Annotated in this window: 13 protein-coding genes; 9 read left to right on the forward strand and 4 right to left on the reverse strand. The window is 39.3% G+C overall.

Annotated elements, in window-relative coordinates; all coding sequences use genetic code 11:
- Window positions 1-16 precede the first annotated feature (16 nt).
- On the reverse strand, window positions 17-4,927 hold the full coding sequence (gene porU2, locus KK060_RS03695) for a putative type IX secretion system sortase PorU2 (protein WP_254152256.1): 4,911 nt from the start codon (window positions 4,925-4,927) through the stop codon (window positions 17-19).
- Window positions 4,928-5,505: 578 nt separating this feature from the next.
- Here porU2 and KK060_RS03700 point away from each other — a divergent pair.
- From KK060_RS03700 to KK060_RS03730, 7 genes are all read left to right on the forward strand, one after another.
- Entirely contained in the window at window positions 5,506-5,859 is a 354-nt protein-coding gene (locus KK060_RS03700) for a PadR family transcriptional regulator (protein WP_254152257.1), read from the forward strand.
- A gap of 6 nt (window positions 5,860-5,865) precedes the next feature.
- Window positions 5,866-8,211 carry a PspC domain-containing protein gene (locus KK060_RS03705; RefSeq protein ID WP_254152259.1) on the forward strand — a complete coding sequence of 782 codons (2,346 nt, stop codon included), beginning with the start codon at window positions 5,866-5,868 and terminating at the stop codon, window positions 8,209-8,211.
- Window positions 8,212-8,320: 109 nt separating this feature from the next.
- Entirely contained in the window at window positions 8,321-8,755 is a 435-nt protein-coding gene (locus KK060_RS03710) for a carboxypeptidase regulatory-like domain-containing protein (protein ID WP_254152261.1), read from the forward strand.
- Between the two features lie 119 nt (window positions 8,756-8,874).
- The gene (locus KK060_RS03715; protein ID WP_254152263.1) at window positions 8,875-9,465 is read left to right on the forward strand and encodes an RNA polymerase sigma factor; all 591 of its coding nucleotides are present in this window, start codon (window positions 8,875-8,877) and stop codon (window positions 9,463-9,465) included.
- The gene (locus KK060_RS03720; RefSeq protein ID WP_254152265.1) at window positions 9,446-10,213 is read left to right on the forward strand and encodes a hypothetical protein; all 768 of its coding nucleotides are present in this window, start codon (window positions 9,446-9,448) and stop codon (window positions 10,211-10,213) included. Before KK060_RS03715 ends, KK060_RS03720 begins: the two co-directional genes overlap by 20 nt.
- 3 nt (window positions 10,214-10,216) lie before the next feature.
- The gene (locus KK060_RS03725; protein ID WP_254152267.1) at window positions 10,217-11,221 is read left to right on the forward strand and encodes a hypothetical protein; all 1,005 of its coding nucleotides are present in this window, start codon (window positions 10,217-10,219) and stop codon (window positions 11,219-11,221) included.
- Between the two features lie 448 nt (window positions 11,222-11,669).
- Window positions 11,670-12,269 carry a TetR/AcrR family transcriptional regulator gene (locus KK060_RS03730; RefSeq protein WP_254152268.1) on the forward strand — a complete coding sequence of 200 codons (600 nt, stop codon included), beginning with the start codon at window positions 11,670-11,672 and terminating at the stop codon, window positions 12,267-12,269.
- A gap of 28 nt (window positions 12,270-12,297) precedes the next feature.
- Here the strand turns inward: KK060_RS03730 and KK060_RS03735 are convergent, their stop codons facing one another.
- A complete protein-coding gene (locus KK060_RS03735) occupies window positions 12,298-12,537 on the reverse strand; it encodes a hypothetical protein (RefSeq protein WP_254152270.1) in 240 nt (79 codons plus the stop codon).
- A gap of 260 nt (window positions 12,538-12,797) precedes the next feature.
- On the opposite strand from KK060_RS03735, the gene KK060_RS03740 reads away from it, so the two are divergent.
- Both KK060_RS03740 and KK060_RS03745 read left to right on the forward strand, forming a co-directional pair.
- A complete protein-coding gene (locus KK060_RS03740) occupies window positions 12,798-13,244 on the forward strand; it encodes a DinB family protein (RefSeq protein ID WP_254152271.1) in 447 nt (148 codons plus the stop codon).
- 172 nt (window positions 13,245-13,416) lie between these two features.
- Entirely contained in the window at window positions 13,417-14,025 is a 609-nt protein-coding gene (locus tag KK060_RS03745) for a hypothetical protein (RefSeq protein ID WP_254152273.1), read from the forward strand.
- Window positions 14,026-14,073: 48 nt separating this feature from the next.
- On the opposite strand, the gene KK060_RS03750 is transcribed toward KK060_RS03745, so the two are convergent.
- Both KK060_RS03750 and KK060_RS03755 read right to left on the reverse strand, forming a co-directional pair.
- Window positions 14,074-15,789, reverse strand: a complete 1,716-nt coding sequence (locus KK060_RS03750) for a DEAD/DEAH box helicase (RefSeq protein WP_254152275.1) — start codon at window positions 15,787-15,789, stop codon at window positions 14,074-14,076.
- Window positions 15,790-16,007: 218 nt separating this feature from the next.
- Window positions 16,008-16,466: a GNAT family N-acetyltransferase gene (locus tag KK060_RS03755; RefSeq protein WP_254152277.1), complete on the reverse strand. Its 459-nt coding sequence runs from the start codon at window positions 16,464-16,466 to the stop codon at window positions 16,008-16,010.
- Window positions 16,467-16,546 lie beyond the last annotated feature (80 nt).

Below are 16,546 nucleotides of genomic sequence, written 5' to 3' on the forward strand. Positions count from 1 at the left end.
CACATCCAGGATTAGTTTAATGGATGATGAGTGACAACTTTCCTCTCTTCTCATAAATCTTTCCTTGGGCCTGAAGAATGATCCGATAGATATAAATACCGTTGGGCAAATCAGCATCAGCCTCGGCGGGAGACCAGGTGATAATATTTGAACCTATGTAAGAACTCCTGTGATCGATGGTTTGAACAGGCTTTCCATTTAAATCGAATATTTGGATTGCTACATTATCAGGAGCGCTATTGCCTGTATAAATGTACTTAAAATAGGTTTCACTTGAAACCGGATTGGGATAAGGATCAAGAAGTGAAACGGTTACTTCTGATTTAACATTAAACGTAATCTCGTAAGGCTCCTTTCCTGCTATATTACCAGACTGATCTTTCGCTTCAATGCGCATTTTATAATGACCATCCGGAAGATCGAAAGGTGTAAAGAGGATGTTAAAGTCGGAGCTATCCGTTGCTGGTGCCCAGGAAACATCAGCACGCTGAAAGGAAATTCGTGTATAAGCGCAATCGCCAGTTTCGCAAGGGTAAGCTAAGAACACGTTGATACCGGAAGTATCTCTTTTCAAAAGCGTTCTATTCTCATCCCAAAGCGCAATGTTTATTTTAGGAGAAGGACTAATAAACTCATCTTTCTCTAAATACCTGCCATCAACTGTAACGTCCAACACAGGGCTATAGGTTTCATCTGTTACATTCAGAAATTTATTCAGTGTGAAAATGTTGTTCTCATAATATTGTTCAGGAAATATATAAGGGTTAACAAATACTGAAACATCATTAACTCCTTTGTTTCCGCTGGTGTTAACTGCAACAGAAAATAAAGTAGTATCTCCAGGAGCAGGAGGTTGAATGGAAGATGTATAACTTGATGACGTTAATGTTTTATAGTTAAAGACTTTTGTAGAAACAGAAATAGCATTAGGAAACACTTTATCACCTACGTTTACATAACCATATTTACCTGTCCATACTTCACCTTCTGAAAGTGCGATTTGTTCCCGATTGCCCTTATAAAAGATCAGTCCCTCCCCTACTGGGTCGTAGGTTACTATCCAATTATTTAACTTAGAGGGTGTTAGATTGACATCATCAGCAACTTTGTATACAAGTCTGAGTGTAGGATAAGCTTGTGCATTTATGGTTGCGAGGTCTAAGACACCATTTACATAAGTTGTCAGGAAATCTTCGGCTCCATCCACCTTCACGCCAAAGACTTCAACAGTCACCTGATCTACATTTTCTTTTGCGCTTGTTTTTACATACATCGCTTTCCAGCGTTGCGCGGGGCCTACCAAGACTGATCTCATTTCCCCTGAGCTAAAACGACCCGTAATTGTTTTCTGGACTTCTAGTGTAGCCTTGTCGGGTGTTAATCCACCCGCAACATTAATCTTTGCCTTACCCGCAGCAATTCCTTTTCTTCCGAAGATCACTACAGGCTCACCCGGTTTCAAAGATTGTATCTGTGATGCTGCAATACCTACCTCCTGAAGTTTTGTAATTGCCTGAATTGGCCAGTGAGCAAAGTCGGCATTGCCAATAGTAAACAGAACAACTGAATCACCGAGTTGAATATTATCGATATATTCAATCAGATCACCTGAGCCCATTGCGAGCTGTGTTACATCGAAACTGTTAATAACCCAAGGCTCTCTTCCGCAAGTGCGTCCTGCACGGTTATACCACGTGAATGGGATGCCAATGTAGGGCACTGCTGAATTTCTATTGAATGCGATAAGATTGATTGTATTGGTTCTACAGCCAAAGCCTTGCTGCTGAAGGTTGTACTCTGCATTGTTAATTTTAATGCTTACAGCAGTTGGCGAGGTAGATGAACCAGATCCAAACGTCTTTAGACTCAATGAAGTTAATGTCTCTTCAAACCTTAATGTTCTTAATATCGGATCTCGTACTAAGCCTGTTGTACTGTTATCAAGAAACTGAGGGAAGTGCATTTGAGTCCATCCTTCTGGTCCATCAGCTATGTATGTAAATGAACTTACGGCCCAATCTCTACTTTCGTTATCAGTTGGGTTAGCCAGTTTTGTACGCCAGTAGTATGTGAGCGAATCCTGGCTAAGCAATGTTATTGCCTGCCTGGCGAGTACAGTGGACTTTATTGTGAAGGCGTGTTTATAAGGACTGTCGAAGGTATTGGTTGTATCAAGTTCAACCAGAAATTCACGTTCACCTGAAAGGATATCAGAATGCTGGAATGAAAGATTGGTATTTATATTAGTAACAATAGAGAATTTTCTTGGAAAAAGGTTTAGTGTGCCGTTTAAAGGGATAAAATAATCCAGGTAAGCAGTATTGTTATCTTCTCTTAATTCTTCAACAACATCGAGCGCATCGATTCTTATTTCGAAGGTATTATTGCCTGCACTCTTCAAATTCTTATCCCGAATAATAAAGCTTAAAGTATCGCTGTAAAGGACAGGATTGCTGTAAACAGAATCATATGTAACCGTAGAACGATCACTCAAGGTTCTTACCACTTGCACATGTAACGGTTTGTTTTTTGCCTGTCCGTAATTTCTAACGATGAAGGTAAGCGCAAAGGAATCTGATAGTGCGGTTACCGGATCTTCATTTAATGAAGACAACGAGACGTTCTCATCCTGGATAGCATAGTCGGCACGCGTGGCCCCAAAAAGGCGAACAGCAGGATCACCAAGTAATACCATCTGTTGAACCTGTGTTATATCTAATGCATCTGCGAAAGCATTCTGAAGGTAGCGGCGCGTAACCTCCTTTTGTATATCCCCTACTCCTTTGCTGATAAATGTTGAATCGCCATAGGCAACCTGGTAGAACAGACCTGAGTATTTTCTTAAGGGAGATACAAAGCCATAAGATGTATGTGCTATAAAACCGATAGCACCTTTATCAGCCGTGTTTATCCAATCTTCACCAAACAATTCCATATTCAAGAAGAAAGCACCAGCATCACAACCGTTCATCAGCAACACGGGGTAATTTCCTTTGTTGTTATATCCCATTACAGGATCGCTTACAAATCCTACATCAAAATCGAGCGTAGAAGGAGACGAGTGACCGAAGAAGGTAACGAGATTCACCCCTGCATTTACTTCGTCAGAAATATTGATAAGCTTAATATCAGTTGATTGTTTGGCAAATGCAGAGACTTTACCGCCGAGGTAGAAACTTCTTGCGGTAGCTGCAAAGTTCTCAAGGTAACCTCTAAAAGCCTGTGGCTCGCCTACCTCGATACCACCACTGAGATGCAATACGTGCTTTCTTCTTAAACTATTAAAAGGCTTTGCTTCTGTTTCTTTTACTTTATTAAGGTAAGCTGCAACTTCCTGAGGTGTTGTGCTGGTAATACGCCCTGTTGCCACTGCCTGATTATAAGTTGTTCCATTAAGGCCTGCGGTAAAAGCTACATCAGAGCCAGGCGTGCCCGATGAGGGCACGAGGTCTTTATAAATGGGATAGATAAATGGTTTTCTGTAATAGTCGTAGTATACATCCAATCCCTTTCCTATAATGAATAAATAATCAGGAAGCCTGGTAGCGGCCAGGAACTTCATTAAGTTAAAAATGGCAACAGGAGTTTGCTCTCCATAACTAAACTGATTATACAGATCGTTGATGTTAACAATCTTGGGAAGGTATCCTCCTCCGGCCGGAGAAGCACGATAATCTGAATAGGCTTGTACAGGATCTGAATAGCCCCCAGCAGGCTTCCTCAGTATGCTGTTTGTAATAATCAGATAATTAAAAGACGAAGGACTAACAGGCGTGAAGCTAACTCTTTTTAAAACAGGAGTGATCACAGTTGATGATGCCAGAAGCCTTCTACCTGAAATAGTTGATCTCACTATTGCATCTAAGGTAGTGTTAAACTGACCTGTTATTAATTGAATATTGGAAGGATCGTTTACATCAAAGATTCTTGTGGCCGATGTTGCACCTTTAATGCGAACAAATGATTTACCGATGTTATTAGCAGGAATATTAAGGTAGTATTGTTCGTTTCCTGTTATATCAAGCTCTTGTGCAAAAGTCAACTTTAAATAATTTACACTTGCCCTTGCAGGACCTCCGCCTACGCCACTGACCTTCACGCTTACATTTAAACTGCCGTTAGATGCGATATCACTCCACTGAATTTGTTGGGTAACTTTAACGCTTCCGAAACCTATAATATTAAAAGTTGAAGCTAATCTTGATGACTGTCCGACGAAAACCTGGATGGTATGTTGCTGCGGCCCTCTTCCCGTAACAACCAACTCAAGCGAGGGTGCCTGCTGCGAGGACTGAGATTTAACAATATCATTAATTGTGTATAATGCTGCGCCATCGGTGTGAAGAATAACAGACCCCATCCACCCCTCTCCTTCATCGAAAGAAGATTCTATGATGTATCCTGAATCCTTACCTTGTGCGTAATCGTTGGTAAACAGAAGTAACTTATCATTGAGATGATAGGTTTCCGCGGGAAGTCCAATGTTTGGCTCCTGGTAAGTACTGATACGCTTGCCATTGGCTGAAGCTATCGTAAGGAAATAACTGGTGGTATCACTGTAAAGGTTATAATAGTTGTGAGGCTGATAAGCCTGATCTTTATAGAGCGATTTATTTAGGGTACCATCGTTTTTTCTGCCATAAAAGTCAATAAAGTCACCCGAATCAAATTTTCCGTCATTTTCTCCCTCTACAAGTATCGCTTGTTCAACACCCCGGTGGTAAAGTTGAAACTTACGGGGATCTAAAGAGTTTACCGGGAGGCCCGTGGATTGCAAGGCCGAATAGGATATTCTATAGATACCATCTTTACCTACGGGGATTTTGATGTAGTTCTGACTAAAATTAATCCACTCGTTACCATTTTGAGCAAACAACGGATGGATGAAAGAATATAAAGCTATGAAAACGACTACTAACCTTTTCATTAAAACTTAAAGGTATCAAGATGTGATTGATCCTAAAAGGTGGATACACTGTAGTAAGACGAGGTAAGTTTACAGGTAATAAAGATTGCGGTTCCTTTTATTCAAATAGACGAATATTATCATCTATTTCTTCACAATTTAATGATAACTTACTTCACACGATGCTAAGTCACATCAGGGCTGAGCCGTATCCGCGCAGAGTCCATTCTCCACTCGTGCTGCACTCGTCCTCCACTCGTAGTGCTTTTAAATGATAAAAGAGGCAGCACATATTAAAGGACGGATTTAGAAGAATGAGATAAATAAATTCATTAAAAATGCTGCTTTAATTCAAGTATCTTTAAGATTTATCATTAACAACTTCCAAAAGAATTATACAGATATGAACAAAAGCCTGTTCACAAGTGAACGAATTTACAACTCAACAGTTAATCCTTTTCTTAGGATTGAAATCCAACCAATATTTTTTATTACTGATAATCAATAAATTACAAACAATATTTCTTCTGAGCACAACAGGTACTTGGTCATGCATAGTACTTTTACCGTTATAAAAGCAGATGGTTTAAAACGGATGTATGAACCTTGAAAACACACAAGTACAGATGAGAAAAGGAATATTGGAGTATTGCATCCTTCATATCATTAGCCGTGGCGAAGTTTACGCCTCAGATATGCTGGATGAGTTAACAGCTGCTAAAATGATTGTTGTTGAAGGTACCCTTTATCCCCTGCTCACGCGCCTGAAGAATGCAGGACTATTAGAATACAAATGGATCGAATCCAAGTCGGGGCCACCCAGAAAGTACTATAAGCTTACTGATAAAGGGAGCAAATTTCTGGCGAAGCTTTCGGAAACGTGGGATGAACTTGTTCATTCAACGCAAATGATTACTACAAAATCCACTACTAACTTTAACACGACTCTCTAAATCTATATGAAAAAGAATATCAGTATTAACATCAGCGGTATCATATTCCATATTGAGGAAGATGGATACGAAACTCTAAAAAAATACCTGGATTCAATTAATAAGTATTTCTCAACATTTGAAGATAGCAGTGAGATACTTGCAGATATAGAAAGTCGTATTGCTGAAATATTTTTATCAAAGCTTAACGAGGAGAAGCAAGTAATTACTGTTGACGATGTAAATTCACTGGTGACTACGATGGGAAGCGTAAGTGACTTCCGCGCAGTAGAAGAACAGGAAGAAATTCCTAAAGCTACTGCAGGAGGATTTACAAGCACTGACTATTCAACAAACCAGGAAAATACAAGTAGTAGCAATACAGCATACACTTATACGCCTCCCAAACAAATGCATCGAGACCAGAAAAGGAAGATTCTTGGAGGAGTATGTTCAGGTCTTGCCAACTACTTTAATGTTGATGCTCTTTGGATACGACTAATCTTCGCGGTGCTCACATTTGCTTATGGTGTTACCTTTATTGTTTACATCGTGATGTGGATTCTTGTTCCCGGCTCCTATGATCTGGATGAGCCTGTGGTAGGAAAGAAGATGTACCGAGATCCGGAACGTAAGGTAATTGGAGGTGTTTCAGGTGGAGTAGCTGCATACCTTGGAATTGACCTTATTATTGTAAGGGTGCTGTTTATTATAATGGCTGTGTTCGGTGGACTAGGACTGTTTGTTTATATCGTCTTGTGGATCGTGCTTCCTGAAGCACGCACCCTGACTGATAAGATGCAAATGCAAGGCGAACCTGTGACGTTATCAAATATTGAGTCTTCCTTAAAAAAAAGCCAGTCTGAGAAAACAGCAAATGAAGATATCTTCACTAAAATAGTCTTATTCCCTTTTCGTCTAATAGGAATTATTTTAAATGGACTAGGCAAAGCGTTAGGACCTTTAGTAGAAGTGGTACGGGTAATAGTTGGGGTGTTTATCGTTTTTACAGGAATCGCGTTTGTATTGGGAATGGTTGCGCTCTTTGCTACAGCATTATTTGTAGTACCATGGGTTTCTGAAATGAACGAGGTAGTGAATGCTTTTCTGCGTGCGTTCCCTACATGGTTAACAGTAGCCTCAGCGGTTGCGACCATTGTACCTGGTGTGTTTGTGATTTTGTTAGGAGTTTCAGTAATAGCTAAACGAATTGTATTTAACGCTGCTGTAGGCTGGTCTCTGTTTGTATTGTTCTTTATAAGCTCGGCCATTGTAGCCGTTCAAATTCCAAGTATGATCTTTTCTTTTAAGGAAGAAGGTAAGTATGTAATTGAAAACACGTATCAGGTAACCGGAAAGACTGCAGTTCTTAACTTAAACGAGATGGATGAGATGGAGAACTATGATGCCGCAAACTTAACCCTGAAAGGACATGCTGAGCCCTACTTCCGCGTGGTACAAACATTTGAATCACAGGGAGTATCACGCTCGAAAGCAATTGAAAATGCTAAGATGGTTGAATATCATATAGCAGTAAATGATTCAGTTTTTACATTTGATAACAACCTGATATTTAAACCCAATGCAATCTTCAGAGCACAACGTGTTGATGTAACTCTTTTCATTCCATACAATGCACCATTTAGAATGGATGAGCCCATGGCAAGATTCATTACTAATTATGTAGATGGCGAATATCTTGACGGAAATACGTGGAAGATGACAGAAAATGGATTAGAATGTATTAGCTGTCCTGTTTCAGAAAACACCAACACTGCTAATCTTTCTGATTTTGACGAACTGGAGATCAGGGGGAAATTTGATGTCCGAATTATCTCAGGAGATTCTTACAATGTAGAATTGATTGGATCAGAGGAAGCCAAAACAAAATACGACATTGAGCAAACTGGGGAGACTCTAATTATTCAATACCATAACAAAAAAGATTTTGATTGGAAGTTGAAGGATTTGAAAATTGAAGAGGTAGAAATCAAGATCACGATGCCCAACCTTGAAAAGATTGAAGCTACAGGTGTAGGAGACATTCGTGTTGATAAATTTACAAATGACAATATTGACATCGAGCTACGAGGTCCTATAAAGTTAAGGGGTGATCTGGATGCTCATAAATTAGACATTCATCTTACCGGGAGCTCTGAAGCAGACCTTACAGGAAACGTAAACAATTTGAATGCACGAATCGAACTTGCTTCCAAACTGGATGCCTATGGGCTTGAGGTGCATGATGCGTTTGTGGAAACCTCGGGCGCTTCAAAGGCCAAAGTAAATGTATCCGGAACGCTGGAGATGGATGAAGGTACTGCCAGCAAAATTGATTACCGAGGGAGACCAGAAATCATAAGAAAAGATTAACTTACAAACAAAACCCTCAAACTATGCCCTTTATTATACTTTTCCTGATCATGTATCTGATAAGCATGCTATTCTAATCGGTACATTTATTGCAAAAAGTATTGACTATATGAAACTACTGGCAATAACTCTTTTTGCAATGCTAACCATTACCCTTGATGCTGCTGCTCAGAAGCAGGGCATCAAGGGTAATATTGTTTGGGTTACTGGCAACCAAATGCCTGGCCCCAATAAAAAAACTGAAAAAGGGAAAGGTGTTGAAAGAGAGATTCTCTTTTATAAACCTGTTTCTCTCGAGCATACCAAACAACGAAGCGGCTTTTTTACTGAGATAGAAGGGACATTGGTAGCTAAAGTAAAAAGCAACGCCAACGGCTTTTTCTGTGTTAAACTGCCCGAGGGTGAATATTCTATGTTTACACAGGAACCTGAGGGCTTGTTTGCCAATCTTTTTGATGACCAGAGAAGAATAAACGTGATAGCAGTAAGAAAGAAGAAGTTTACAGAAGTAACTTTTCAGGTAAATTATAGCGCTGCCTATTAAATGCAGCATTCTATAACAATTATAAAGCGCCTTTCTCTGTTTTTTACATTTCTGCTACTTTTTTAAACATCCCAAGCAACCCCTTTATCCATTTGTGCATCTTAGCACCAAGATCTTAAATGGAATTCAAAATTTACCGGGCAAAAGAAGACGAATTGATCAAAGGCTGTATAAAGCGCAACAGGAATGCGCAACAACAGCTTTTTGACCTTTATTCTGGCAAAATGTACGCTGTATGCTACAGGTACGTGCGTGAAGCTATGGAAGCTGAAGACATTCTGGTAACAGCTTTCACAAAGATTTTTGAACGGATAGATCAATTTAAGGGAGAAGGTAGTTTTGAAGGCTGGATAAGAAGAATTATTGTTAATGAATCGCTCACCTACATTCGTAGAAACAGAGCAATGTATGTTGAAACAGAACTAGACCAAGCAGACCGGCAAGTTAACTACGAACAATTAGACGACCACCTTGCAGAAGAAGACCTGTTAAATATGATCCAGCAGCTGCCATCTGGCTACCGGGTAGTTTTTAATATGTATGCTATTGATGGATATTCACACAAAGAGATAGCAGAACACCTTGGGATAAGTGAGAATACTTCAAAATCACAACTAAGCAGGGCAAGGACATACCTTCAAAAATTGTTGGCAGATCAGGAATGGATTTCAAAATCAAAATCGGGAAAAGATGAATCAGCAACCAGATAAATTCTTTCAGAAGAAATTAAAGAACTTTTCAAAGCCAGTACCTACAACTGCATGGAACCGTGTTGCTGAAAAGCTGGATAAAAAGAAGGACAGGTATATCTGGATGAAGGTTGCCGCCAGTGTATTAATAATCTGCACTACAACGTTAGTCTTTCTGAATCTAAAAGATAATTCGCAATCTCAACTTGCTTTAACGAATAAGGAAGAAAGCACTGCACCTCGTGTTAAAAAAAATGTACTTGAAATTCCTAAAGCTGTTATACCAGACACCTCATCAAACAAGATAAATCCATTGCCTGCCCAAAGTAAACAATCAGTGCGTAAGGCAACAGAAAAACCCGGGCAAACGAACAAGAATAGTGATAACATTCCTGCTCCAAGGCACGAGAAACAGGAGGAATTTGCAACGCAAAATCCTATCGCTCATTTAAATGAACAGGAAACAAAAAGGGTTGGTGAGCAATCAACAGAAGAACTGGCAACTGTTACTGAAAGCAAAAATGTTACTGCTCAAAAATCTTTAACGATAGTTTATGAGGCGGAAGAAATTAACGAAAAGTATCTTAACAAAAATGAAATAGAAGAAGCAACCTCTGAAAGTAAAAAGACATCTACGTTGAGAAAGCTGTTAGATAAAGCGAATGATCTGGGAAACAACCAAGACCCATTCGGCGATCTGCGGCAGAAGAAAAATGAAATTCTCGCGCTGAATTTTAAAAATGAAAAACAACGTAGTCAAAAAAGGTAATTTATGAAAAAAGTATGCATAGGCTTATTGCTTCTACTTACAGGGAGTGTGCTTAAAGCGCAGCAACAGGCAGACACGGTAATCGTTCCTTTAGCTAAAACGAGTCAGATTATTTTTACTATTAAAGACAAATCGGATCTTGAAATACTGAAACACTATAATTTTCAGGCGATGTTTGAAGACATTCTTCAGAGACTTAGATCTGACACATCAGCTACTGACACAACACGTAACGCCATAGCGAAGAATGACGAAGAGCACGAACAGAACGAGGAGAAATGGGATACAGAGAAGGAGCATGATGATGAAGAAACAGAAGATGATGAAGCTTGGGAAGAAAAAGTAAGGAAAAGAGATTACCGTCCTGGACGTACATGGCAGTCGTTCAATTTCGACCTTGGAATAAATAACTATATTAGTGATGGTGACTTTCCGAATGCTGACGATGATCTCTATGCTGTGCGCCCATGGGGCTCGTGGTACGTTGGTATTAATTCAACACAACGCACAAGGCTAGCACGTAACTTCTTTATTGAGTGGGGTCTTGGATTAAATTGGTATAACTTTAAGTTTGAAAAAGATAACGTGATGGTCCAAAGAACGGACGACGGAGTTGAGTTTGTATTAGACACACGTGACGTTGATCATATCAAGAGCAAGCTTAGTGCAACGTATTTCAATGTGTCATTAATTCCAGTGCTCGATCTTGGTGATCACAGCCGCAGACCGAAGATGTGGGACGGCTATGGAAGTGAGTTCCGAATAGGCTTAGGACCTTATGTAGGCTACAGGTTGGCAAGCAAAACAAAGCTTGTATTCAAAGATGACGGGGATCGTGAAAAAGAGAAGGAAAGAGGAAGTTTTAATTTAAGTAATCTCAGGTACGGAGTACGTTTTCAAATTGGTTTCCGCTCTACTGATTTCTTCATCAACTACGACATTAACGAACTTTTTGTTGAAGGCAAAGGGCCTAAACTCAATGCTGTAAGTTTCGGCATCATATTCTGAAATTGAAACAGGAGGCTCCATCTATGGAGCTTCCTTCATCTCCCATCAACACTTCATTATTGGTCAACGACCTTTTTAAAATTAACTAACTCTCCTTCCAACTACTTGGTAATAAACCTACAGTCCTTCCAACGTTGTAACGAACGATTGTTAATTCAAAATATTTTTTAAGTTTTTGCCTTAGTTCTTGTCCTTTACGTACTGATTGATTTTTTTAACGACAAGAAAAACTGCCAAGAGAACTCATTTTTAGGCAAGATTGATTGTAAAGAAATGGGTATAAACTTTTAGTTGCAGTAAAATTGTAAAGACATATTACTATTGACACTAGCAATTCATAAATGAAAAGACGTTAAAAAAACAACCATAATTGAATTCATGGTTAAAGTAGGAAGGGTGCACGTGAATGCTGTGAAATTGTGAATAATTTTGTATATTTTTGATGACTATGACAGAAGCGATTGCAAACTTATCGAGAAAAGAACAAGTGATTAGAAAAGCCGCAGAGCTTTTTAAAGAAAAAGGTTATGCTGCAGCTTCTATGCGCGATCTCGCTCAATTGCTAGGTATTGAGGCTGCAAGTTTATACTCGCACATAAAATCTAAGGAAGAGATTCTGAGAAGCCTTTGCTTCGACATGGCTACGGAGTTCAGGAAGTCTCTTGAAGAGGTTGAAAAGCAAAATGTTTCTGCCAGCGAAAAACTTCGCAGAGGTATTATAGGTCATATTCAGGTAATGGCTAAAGACTTGACTGCTTCAGCAGTATTTATGAATGAGCATCGCCATTTAAGCCAGCCTTACTTAAGGGATTTTCTTCTATTAAGAATTAACTACATAAATCGTTTCAAGAAGATCATAGAAGAAGGGGTACAGAAAGACGAGTTTAAGCGTACTATAGATACCAAGCTTGCTGTTATGACCCTCTTTTCATCATTAAACTGGATGCCGATGTGGTATGATCCATCTGGCGGAATTATTGAACCCATAGAGCTTGGTGTTCAGCTTTCTGACATGTTGGTTAACGGCCTGAAACAGAATCCGAAATAGCCGTTTGTCTATTATTGCTGGCGGTTCACTAATTATTGTTCATGAACGGTCCCGCCATAAGCTGAATTTCTTTCCATAGGGCTTTTATTGCTTCTGACGGCGAGTTAAATACGCTTTTGAGGTAAATGAGCGAGCTACTGTTTTCTGGCAACTCGTTGTTTAACCATTTCCAGATATCGTCAGCAAGATTTAATATTTCGTGGCTATGATACTTGGGATAGTATCGTGAAAGGTAATCCAGCGCCCAAAGGAAATCGATATATTTCATAATCAGACCTCTTAATGTTTTACTGCCTTTGCAGCTGAAACTGATGTCAGCACCACATCATTGCTTCAGGTTCAACAATCCCTATTAAAGTTATACCTTATCTCTCTGATGTGTTATAAAGTTTTCTGGATTGAAGATGAAACTTTTGGAGAATTTGTACAACAAAAAAATGTACAGTTTAGGAACGCTGAAAAATGCGCGAAGCGGCAACCTTCTAGTCGAACTCTCGTTAATGCATGCGCCAATCTTAATTTAGGTCAATGACTTCGATAGCAAATGAATTAAGAAGTATAACAGAAGAGTTTTTTGTAAAACTTGACGCTATAAGTGAGGGCGACTTTTCTTATAAAGCTCTTCCGAATAAATGGAGTAAAAAAGAAATATTAGGTCATCTTATTGATTCAGCCCAAAACAACATCAGAAGGTTCATTTGTGGGCAGTACGAAACAACTCCATCAACTATAGTCTATAACCAAGATTTCTGGTTTTTGGCAAATGGTTATCAAAAAGGTGACAGTAAAGAAATTATTACTTTATGGAAATTGCTTAACCTTCGGATATGTGATGTTCTAGCCATTATGCCGACAGAGAACCATAGTAAAACATCAAATAATGGCAGTGATCATACTATAAAGTGGCTCGCCGAAGACTATTTGAGACATTTGAAACATCATCTTAACCAAATTATTGCCGGTTCTTTTAATTAAATTTATCATTAAGCCTTATCGCATCTTGTGCTTAAATGAGGCTAAATACTGACGGCTCCTTCCCGGTGTAATCATTAATTTTAAGGCAAACAGTACATCAACAGCAATTTGTGTATCTCTGTTAAAACATTTTTCTAGTTTCGCCCGTTTCTGGCGTTAAGGGAGCCCAAACATGTATAAACATTGCTTTATCGGAATATTAATTTCGTGTTGTTCTATTCTGCTTTATAACTGCAGCGAAAAGCCCGACCATGAAGACACAGCAAATTTCACCAAAGCCGATTCTGTAACAGACACTTACCTGCAGTTTCAAGACAGTATTCTTGCTGTATGGAATGAAATGATAAGTGATGACAATCTTAAGATAGACGCCATGCATGACGTCTTGCATGAACTGCAGATCTCAGGTTCTGTAGAGCAGGACGAAATTAAATCCTATGAAGAAAGGTTGCAGCAATTGAAGCAATCCAGGTATACGCAAAAGACAATGGCAAATGAGGATATCATCCAGGAATATGATTTTGCCTCAAACTCACTTGTAAGCGAATTAATAAGCCTTGCGGAGTCTCAAAGACAATTTGCCTATAACAGCACACTTCAAAAACTAGTAGATAATATTCGATTGGCTGACCAACGCGTGAACAATTACCGCGCAGAGTACGATCGTATTACTATGGAGTACAACGACTTTGTTGAGAACAATAAGGAGATCCTAGATGATACTAACTCAGACAGTACGCTTGTAAAGAAGCCATTATTTCAAGTGGCAACAGAAGAATAATTACGCCAGCCGATTGGCCGGCTAATTATTCCACTGTATTATTTTGTATTACCTTCTTGACCTTTTACGATCTCTCGAGGTATCCCGATCTCTACTTCCTCCCCTGCTCCTGGATTCCTCACGTCGGCTTCCGCCACCTGATCTACCACTTTCGCGTGATTCAGTAACTTCAATTCTAACCATCCGGCCCTTGTATTCGAAGCCATGCAGGTGATCGCGAACGGTGTCCACAAAAGCCTTCTCTATTTCAAAGAAAGAATAAGCACCTTTCAGGTCTATTTTACCGATCTTCTGTCTGCTTATGTTAGATCTATCGCAAATGAGTGACAGTAATTTACTGGCATCCAGGCCGTCCATCTTCCCGAGGTTAATAAATAACCGATCTCCAGTAACATATCTTCCGCCTGCTGAATCGCGTTCACTTCTTTCCGTTCTCTCGCTTCTGTTCAAGTCAGGAGCATCACGGTAATAGTCAAGGAAATGATTAAACTCCAGAGAGGTAAATCTCTTTATAATCTCCTCCTTACTTAAATCTTTCAGCGCTTCATAAACAGACGGCAGAAAATGAGCTATTTCATTTTCGATTAGGTTTACTTCACGCAGACGATGCACAATATTGAGTACCCGCTTCTCGCAAATTTCTACACCCGTAGGAACAAGCTGGTGCGTAAACTTTGATTTAATCATTTTTTCAATTTGCCTGATCTTCTGGGTTTCCCTTCTGTTAATCAAGGCTATTGAAATACCCTTTCTTCCTGCACGGGCCGTACGACCGCTTCTATGTGTATAGAATTCAATTTCATCAGGAAGATTCATGTGAATTACGTGCGTGATATTATTCACATCTATTCCACGCGCAGCCACGTCAGTAGCAACCAGTATCTGGAGTGCTTTTGACTTGAAATTCTTCATTACCCTGTCGCGTTGCTGCTGAGTAAGGTCGCCGTGTAGTGCATCTGCATTATACCCATCTTTAATAAGATGTTCAGCAATACGCTGTGTATCAGCTTTTGTACGACAGAATACTACACCAAAAATATCATAGTTATAATCTACAATACGTTTTAAGGCGAGATATCGATCCTTGTCATCAACAATCACATATTGATGATCGATATTCTGATTACTTTGATTTCGTTCTCCCACTGTTAGTTCCAGCGGACTATTCATGTAGTTATTAGCAATGTCACGTACTTCACGAGGCATTGTGGCAGAGAACAACCAAACGTTTTTTTCATCTGAGGTATGGGAAAGGATATGGTCAATATCATCTTTAAAACCCATATTCAGCATTTCATCAGCTTCGTCAAGTACCACAAACCGGATCTCCGCCAGGTTTATCACTTTACGTGAAAGCAGATCCATAAGTCGTCCGGGAGTAGCAACAATTATTTGCGCTCCTTTTTTAATACTTCTGATTTGCTCGACAATGCTTGATCCGCCGTAAACAGCCACGATATTCAATGACTTTACAGCTTTGGAAAAATTATGAAAGTCGTTTGTTATTTGAAGGCAGAGCTCCCGAGTAGGCGCAAGAACCAAAGCCTGCGTAGTTCTGTCAGAGTCGTCAATCAGGTCAATTAAAGGCAGACCGAAGGCCGCAGTTTTTCCGGTACCTGTTTGGGCAAGAGCAACAACATCCTGGTCTTCTTCTAAAAGAACCGGTATGGCTTGTTGTTGAATTGGTGTAGGATTCTCAAAACCTAATTTTTGGATTGCTCCTACGATTTCCTTGGATAAACCCAAGGTTTCAAAAGATTGCATGAATTATAAGTAGTGTTCTAAATAATAAAGCGCAAAGGTAGGTTAATTAATTGAGAATCATGTAAGAGATTCCATTTCTACCAATTACAGCTTAACTTATGTTAAACCAAATTAGGCAGTTTTATGTTCCAGTAAAGGTTTTTGCCGTAAAATCAGATCAATATCGCATATTTCTTATTAACAGCAACGCCTGATATTTGTTAGCATATCTTACCGCATTACACATTTAAAGAAAGCTTCATTCCTTCATGTGTTGCTTTAAAACCCGAGCGCTGATAAAATCTTATTGCTTCAGTTCGTTGCTTATCTGTTGTCAACTGAAGTAGAAATGCCTTTCTTTCCTTCGCTTTCGTGATCACCCACCTTATTAACTCCTCTCCTAATCCTTGTCCTCTGTGGTCTTCTCTTATACGTACTCCTTCTACTTGTGCTCTGAGAGCACCTTGATGGCTTAATCCCTGAATAAAAGTTAACTGTACGGTTCCTATAATTTCATTAGCATCATTAACAGCAACAATCAACTCCTGATTAGCATCAGCGTCTAATTTTTCAAACGCCTGGTAATACCTCTCCGGTAATGGATTACGAAAATCTTCTCTTAGCATACCCAATTTATCATCGGCAAGTAGCTGAACAATGAAAGGCACATCCTCTCGTTTCGCTTTTCTTATCTGCATCTTTACTTCTTTAGGATAAAGAAAAAATAAAAAAAGTCACTCTCTCAAGTGACTTTTTAATCTTTATATTAAGATCGGTT

Source organism: Chryseosolibacter indicum (genome assembly GCF_018598585.1).
Lineage (GTDB): Bacteria > Bacteroidota > Bacteroidia > Cytophagales > Cyclobacteriaceae > Chryseosolibacter > Chryseosolibacter indicus.

Bases quoted from the DNA above. Each gene is read 5' to 3' on its own strand.
- KK060_RS03705 (WP_254152259.1), top strand. From the start codon at position 5,866: ATGAAAAAGAATATCAGTATTAACATCAGCGGTATCATATTCCATATT.
- KK060_RS03730 (WP_254152268.1), top strand. From the start codon at position 11,670: ATGACAGAAGCGATTGCAAACTTATCGAGAAAAGAACAAGTGATTAGA.
- KK060_RS03740 (WP_254152271.1), top strand. From the start codon at position 12,798: ATGACTTCGATAGCAAATGAATTAAGAAGTATAACAGAAGAGTTTTTT.
- KK060_RS03750 (WP_254152275.1), bottom strand. From the start codon at position 15,789: ATGCAATCTTTTGAAACCTTGGGTTTATCCAAGGAAATCGTAGGAGCA.
- KK060_RS03725 (WP_254152267.1), top strand. From the start codon at position 10,217: ATGAAAAAAGTATGCATAGGCTTATTGCTTCTACTTACAGGGAGTGTG.
- KK060_RS03745 (WP_254152273.1), top strand. From the start codon at position 13,417: ATGTATAAACATTGCTTTATCGGAATATTAATTTCGTGTTGTTCTATT.
- KK060_RS03715 (WP_254152263.1), top strand. From the start codon at position 8,875: ATGGAATTCAAAATTTACCGGGCAAAAGAAGACGAATTGATCAAAGGC.
- KK060_RS03735 (WP_254152270.1), bottom strand. From the start codon at position 12,537: ATGAAATATATCGATTTCCTTTGGGCGCTGGATTACCTTTCACGATAC.
- KK060_RS03720 (WP_254152265.1), top strand. From the start codon at position 9,446: ATGAATCAGCAACCAGATAAATTCTTTCAGAAGAAATTAAAGAACTTT.
- porU2 (WP_254152256.1), bottom strand. From the start codon at position 4,927: ATGAAAAGGTTAGTAGTCGTTTTCATAGCTTTATATTCTTTCATCCAT.
- KK060_RS03710 (WP_254152261.1), top strand. From the start codon at position 8,321: ATGAAACTACTGGCAATAACTCTTTTTGCAATGCTAACCATTACCCTT.
- KK060_RS03755 (WP_254152277.1), bottom strand. From the start codon at position 16,466: ATGCAGATAAGAAAAGCGAAACGAGAGGATGTGCCTTTCATTGTTCAG.
- KK060_RS03700 (WP_254152257.1), top strand. From the start codon at position 5,506: ATGAACCTTGAAAACACACAAGTACAGATGAGAAAAGGAATATTGGAG.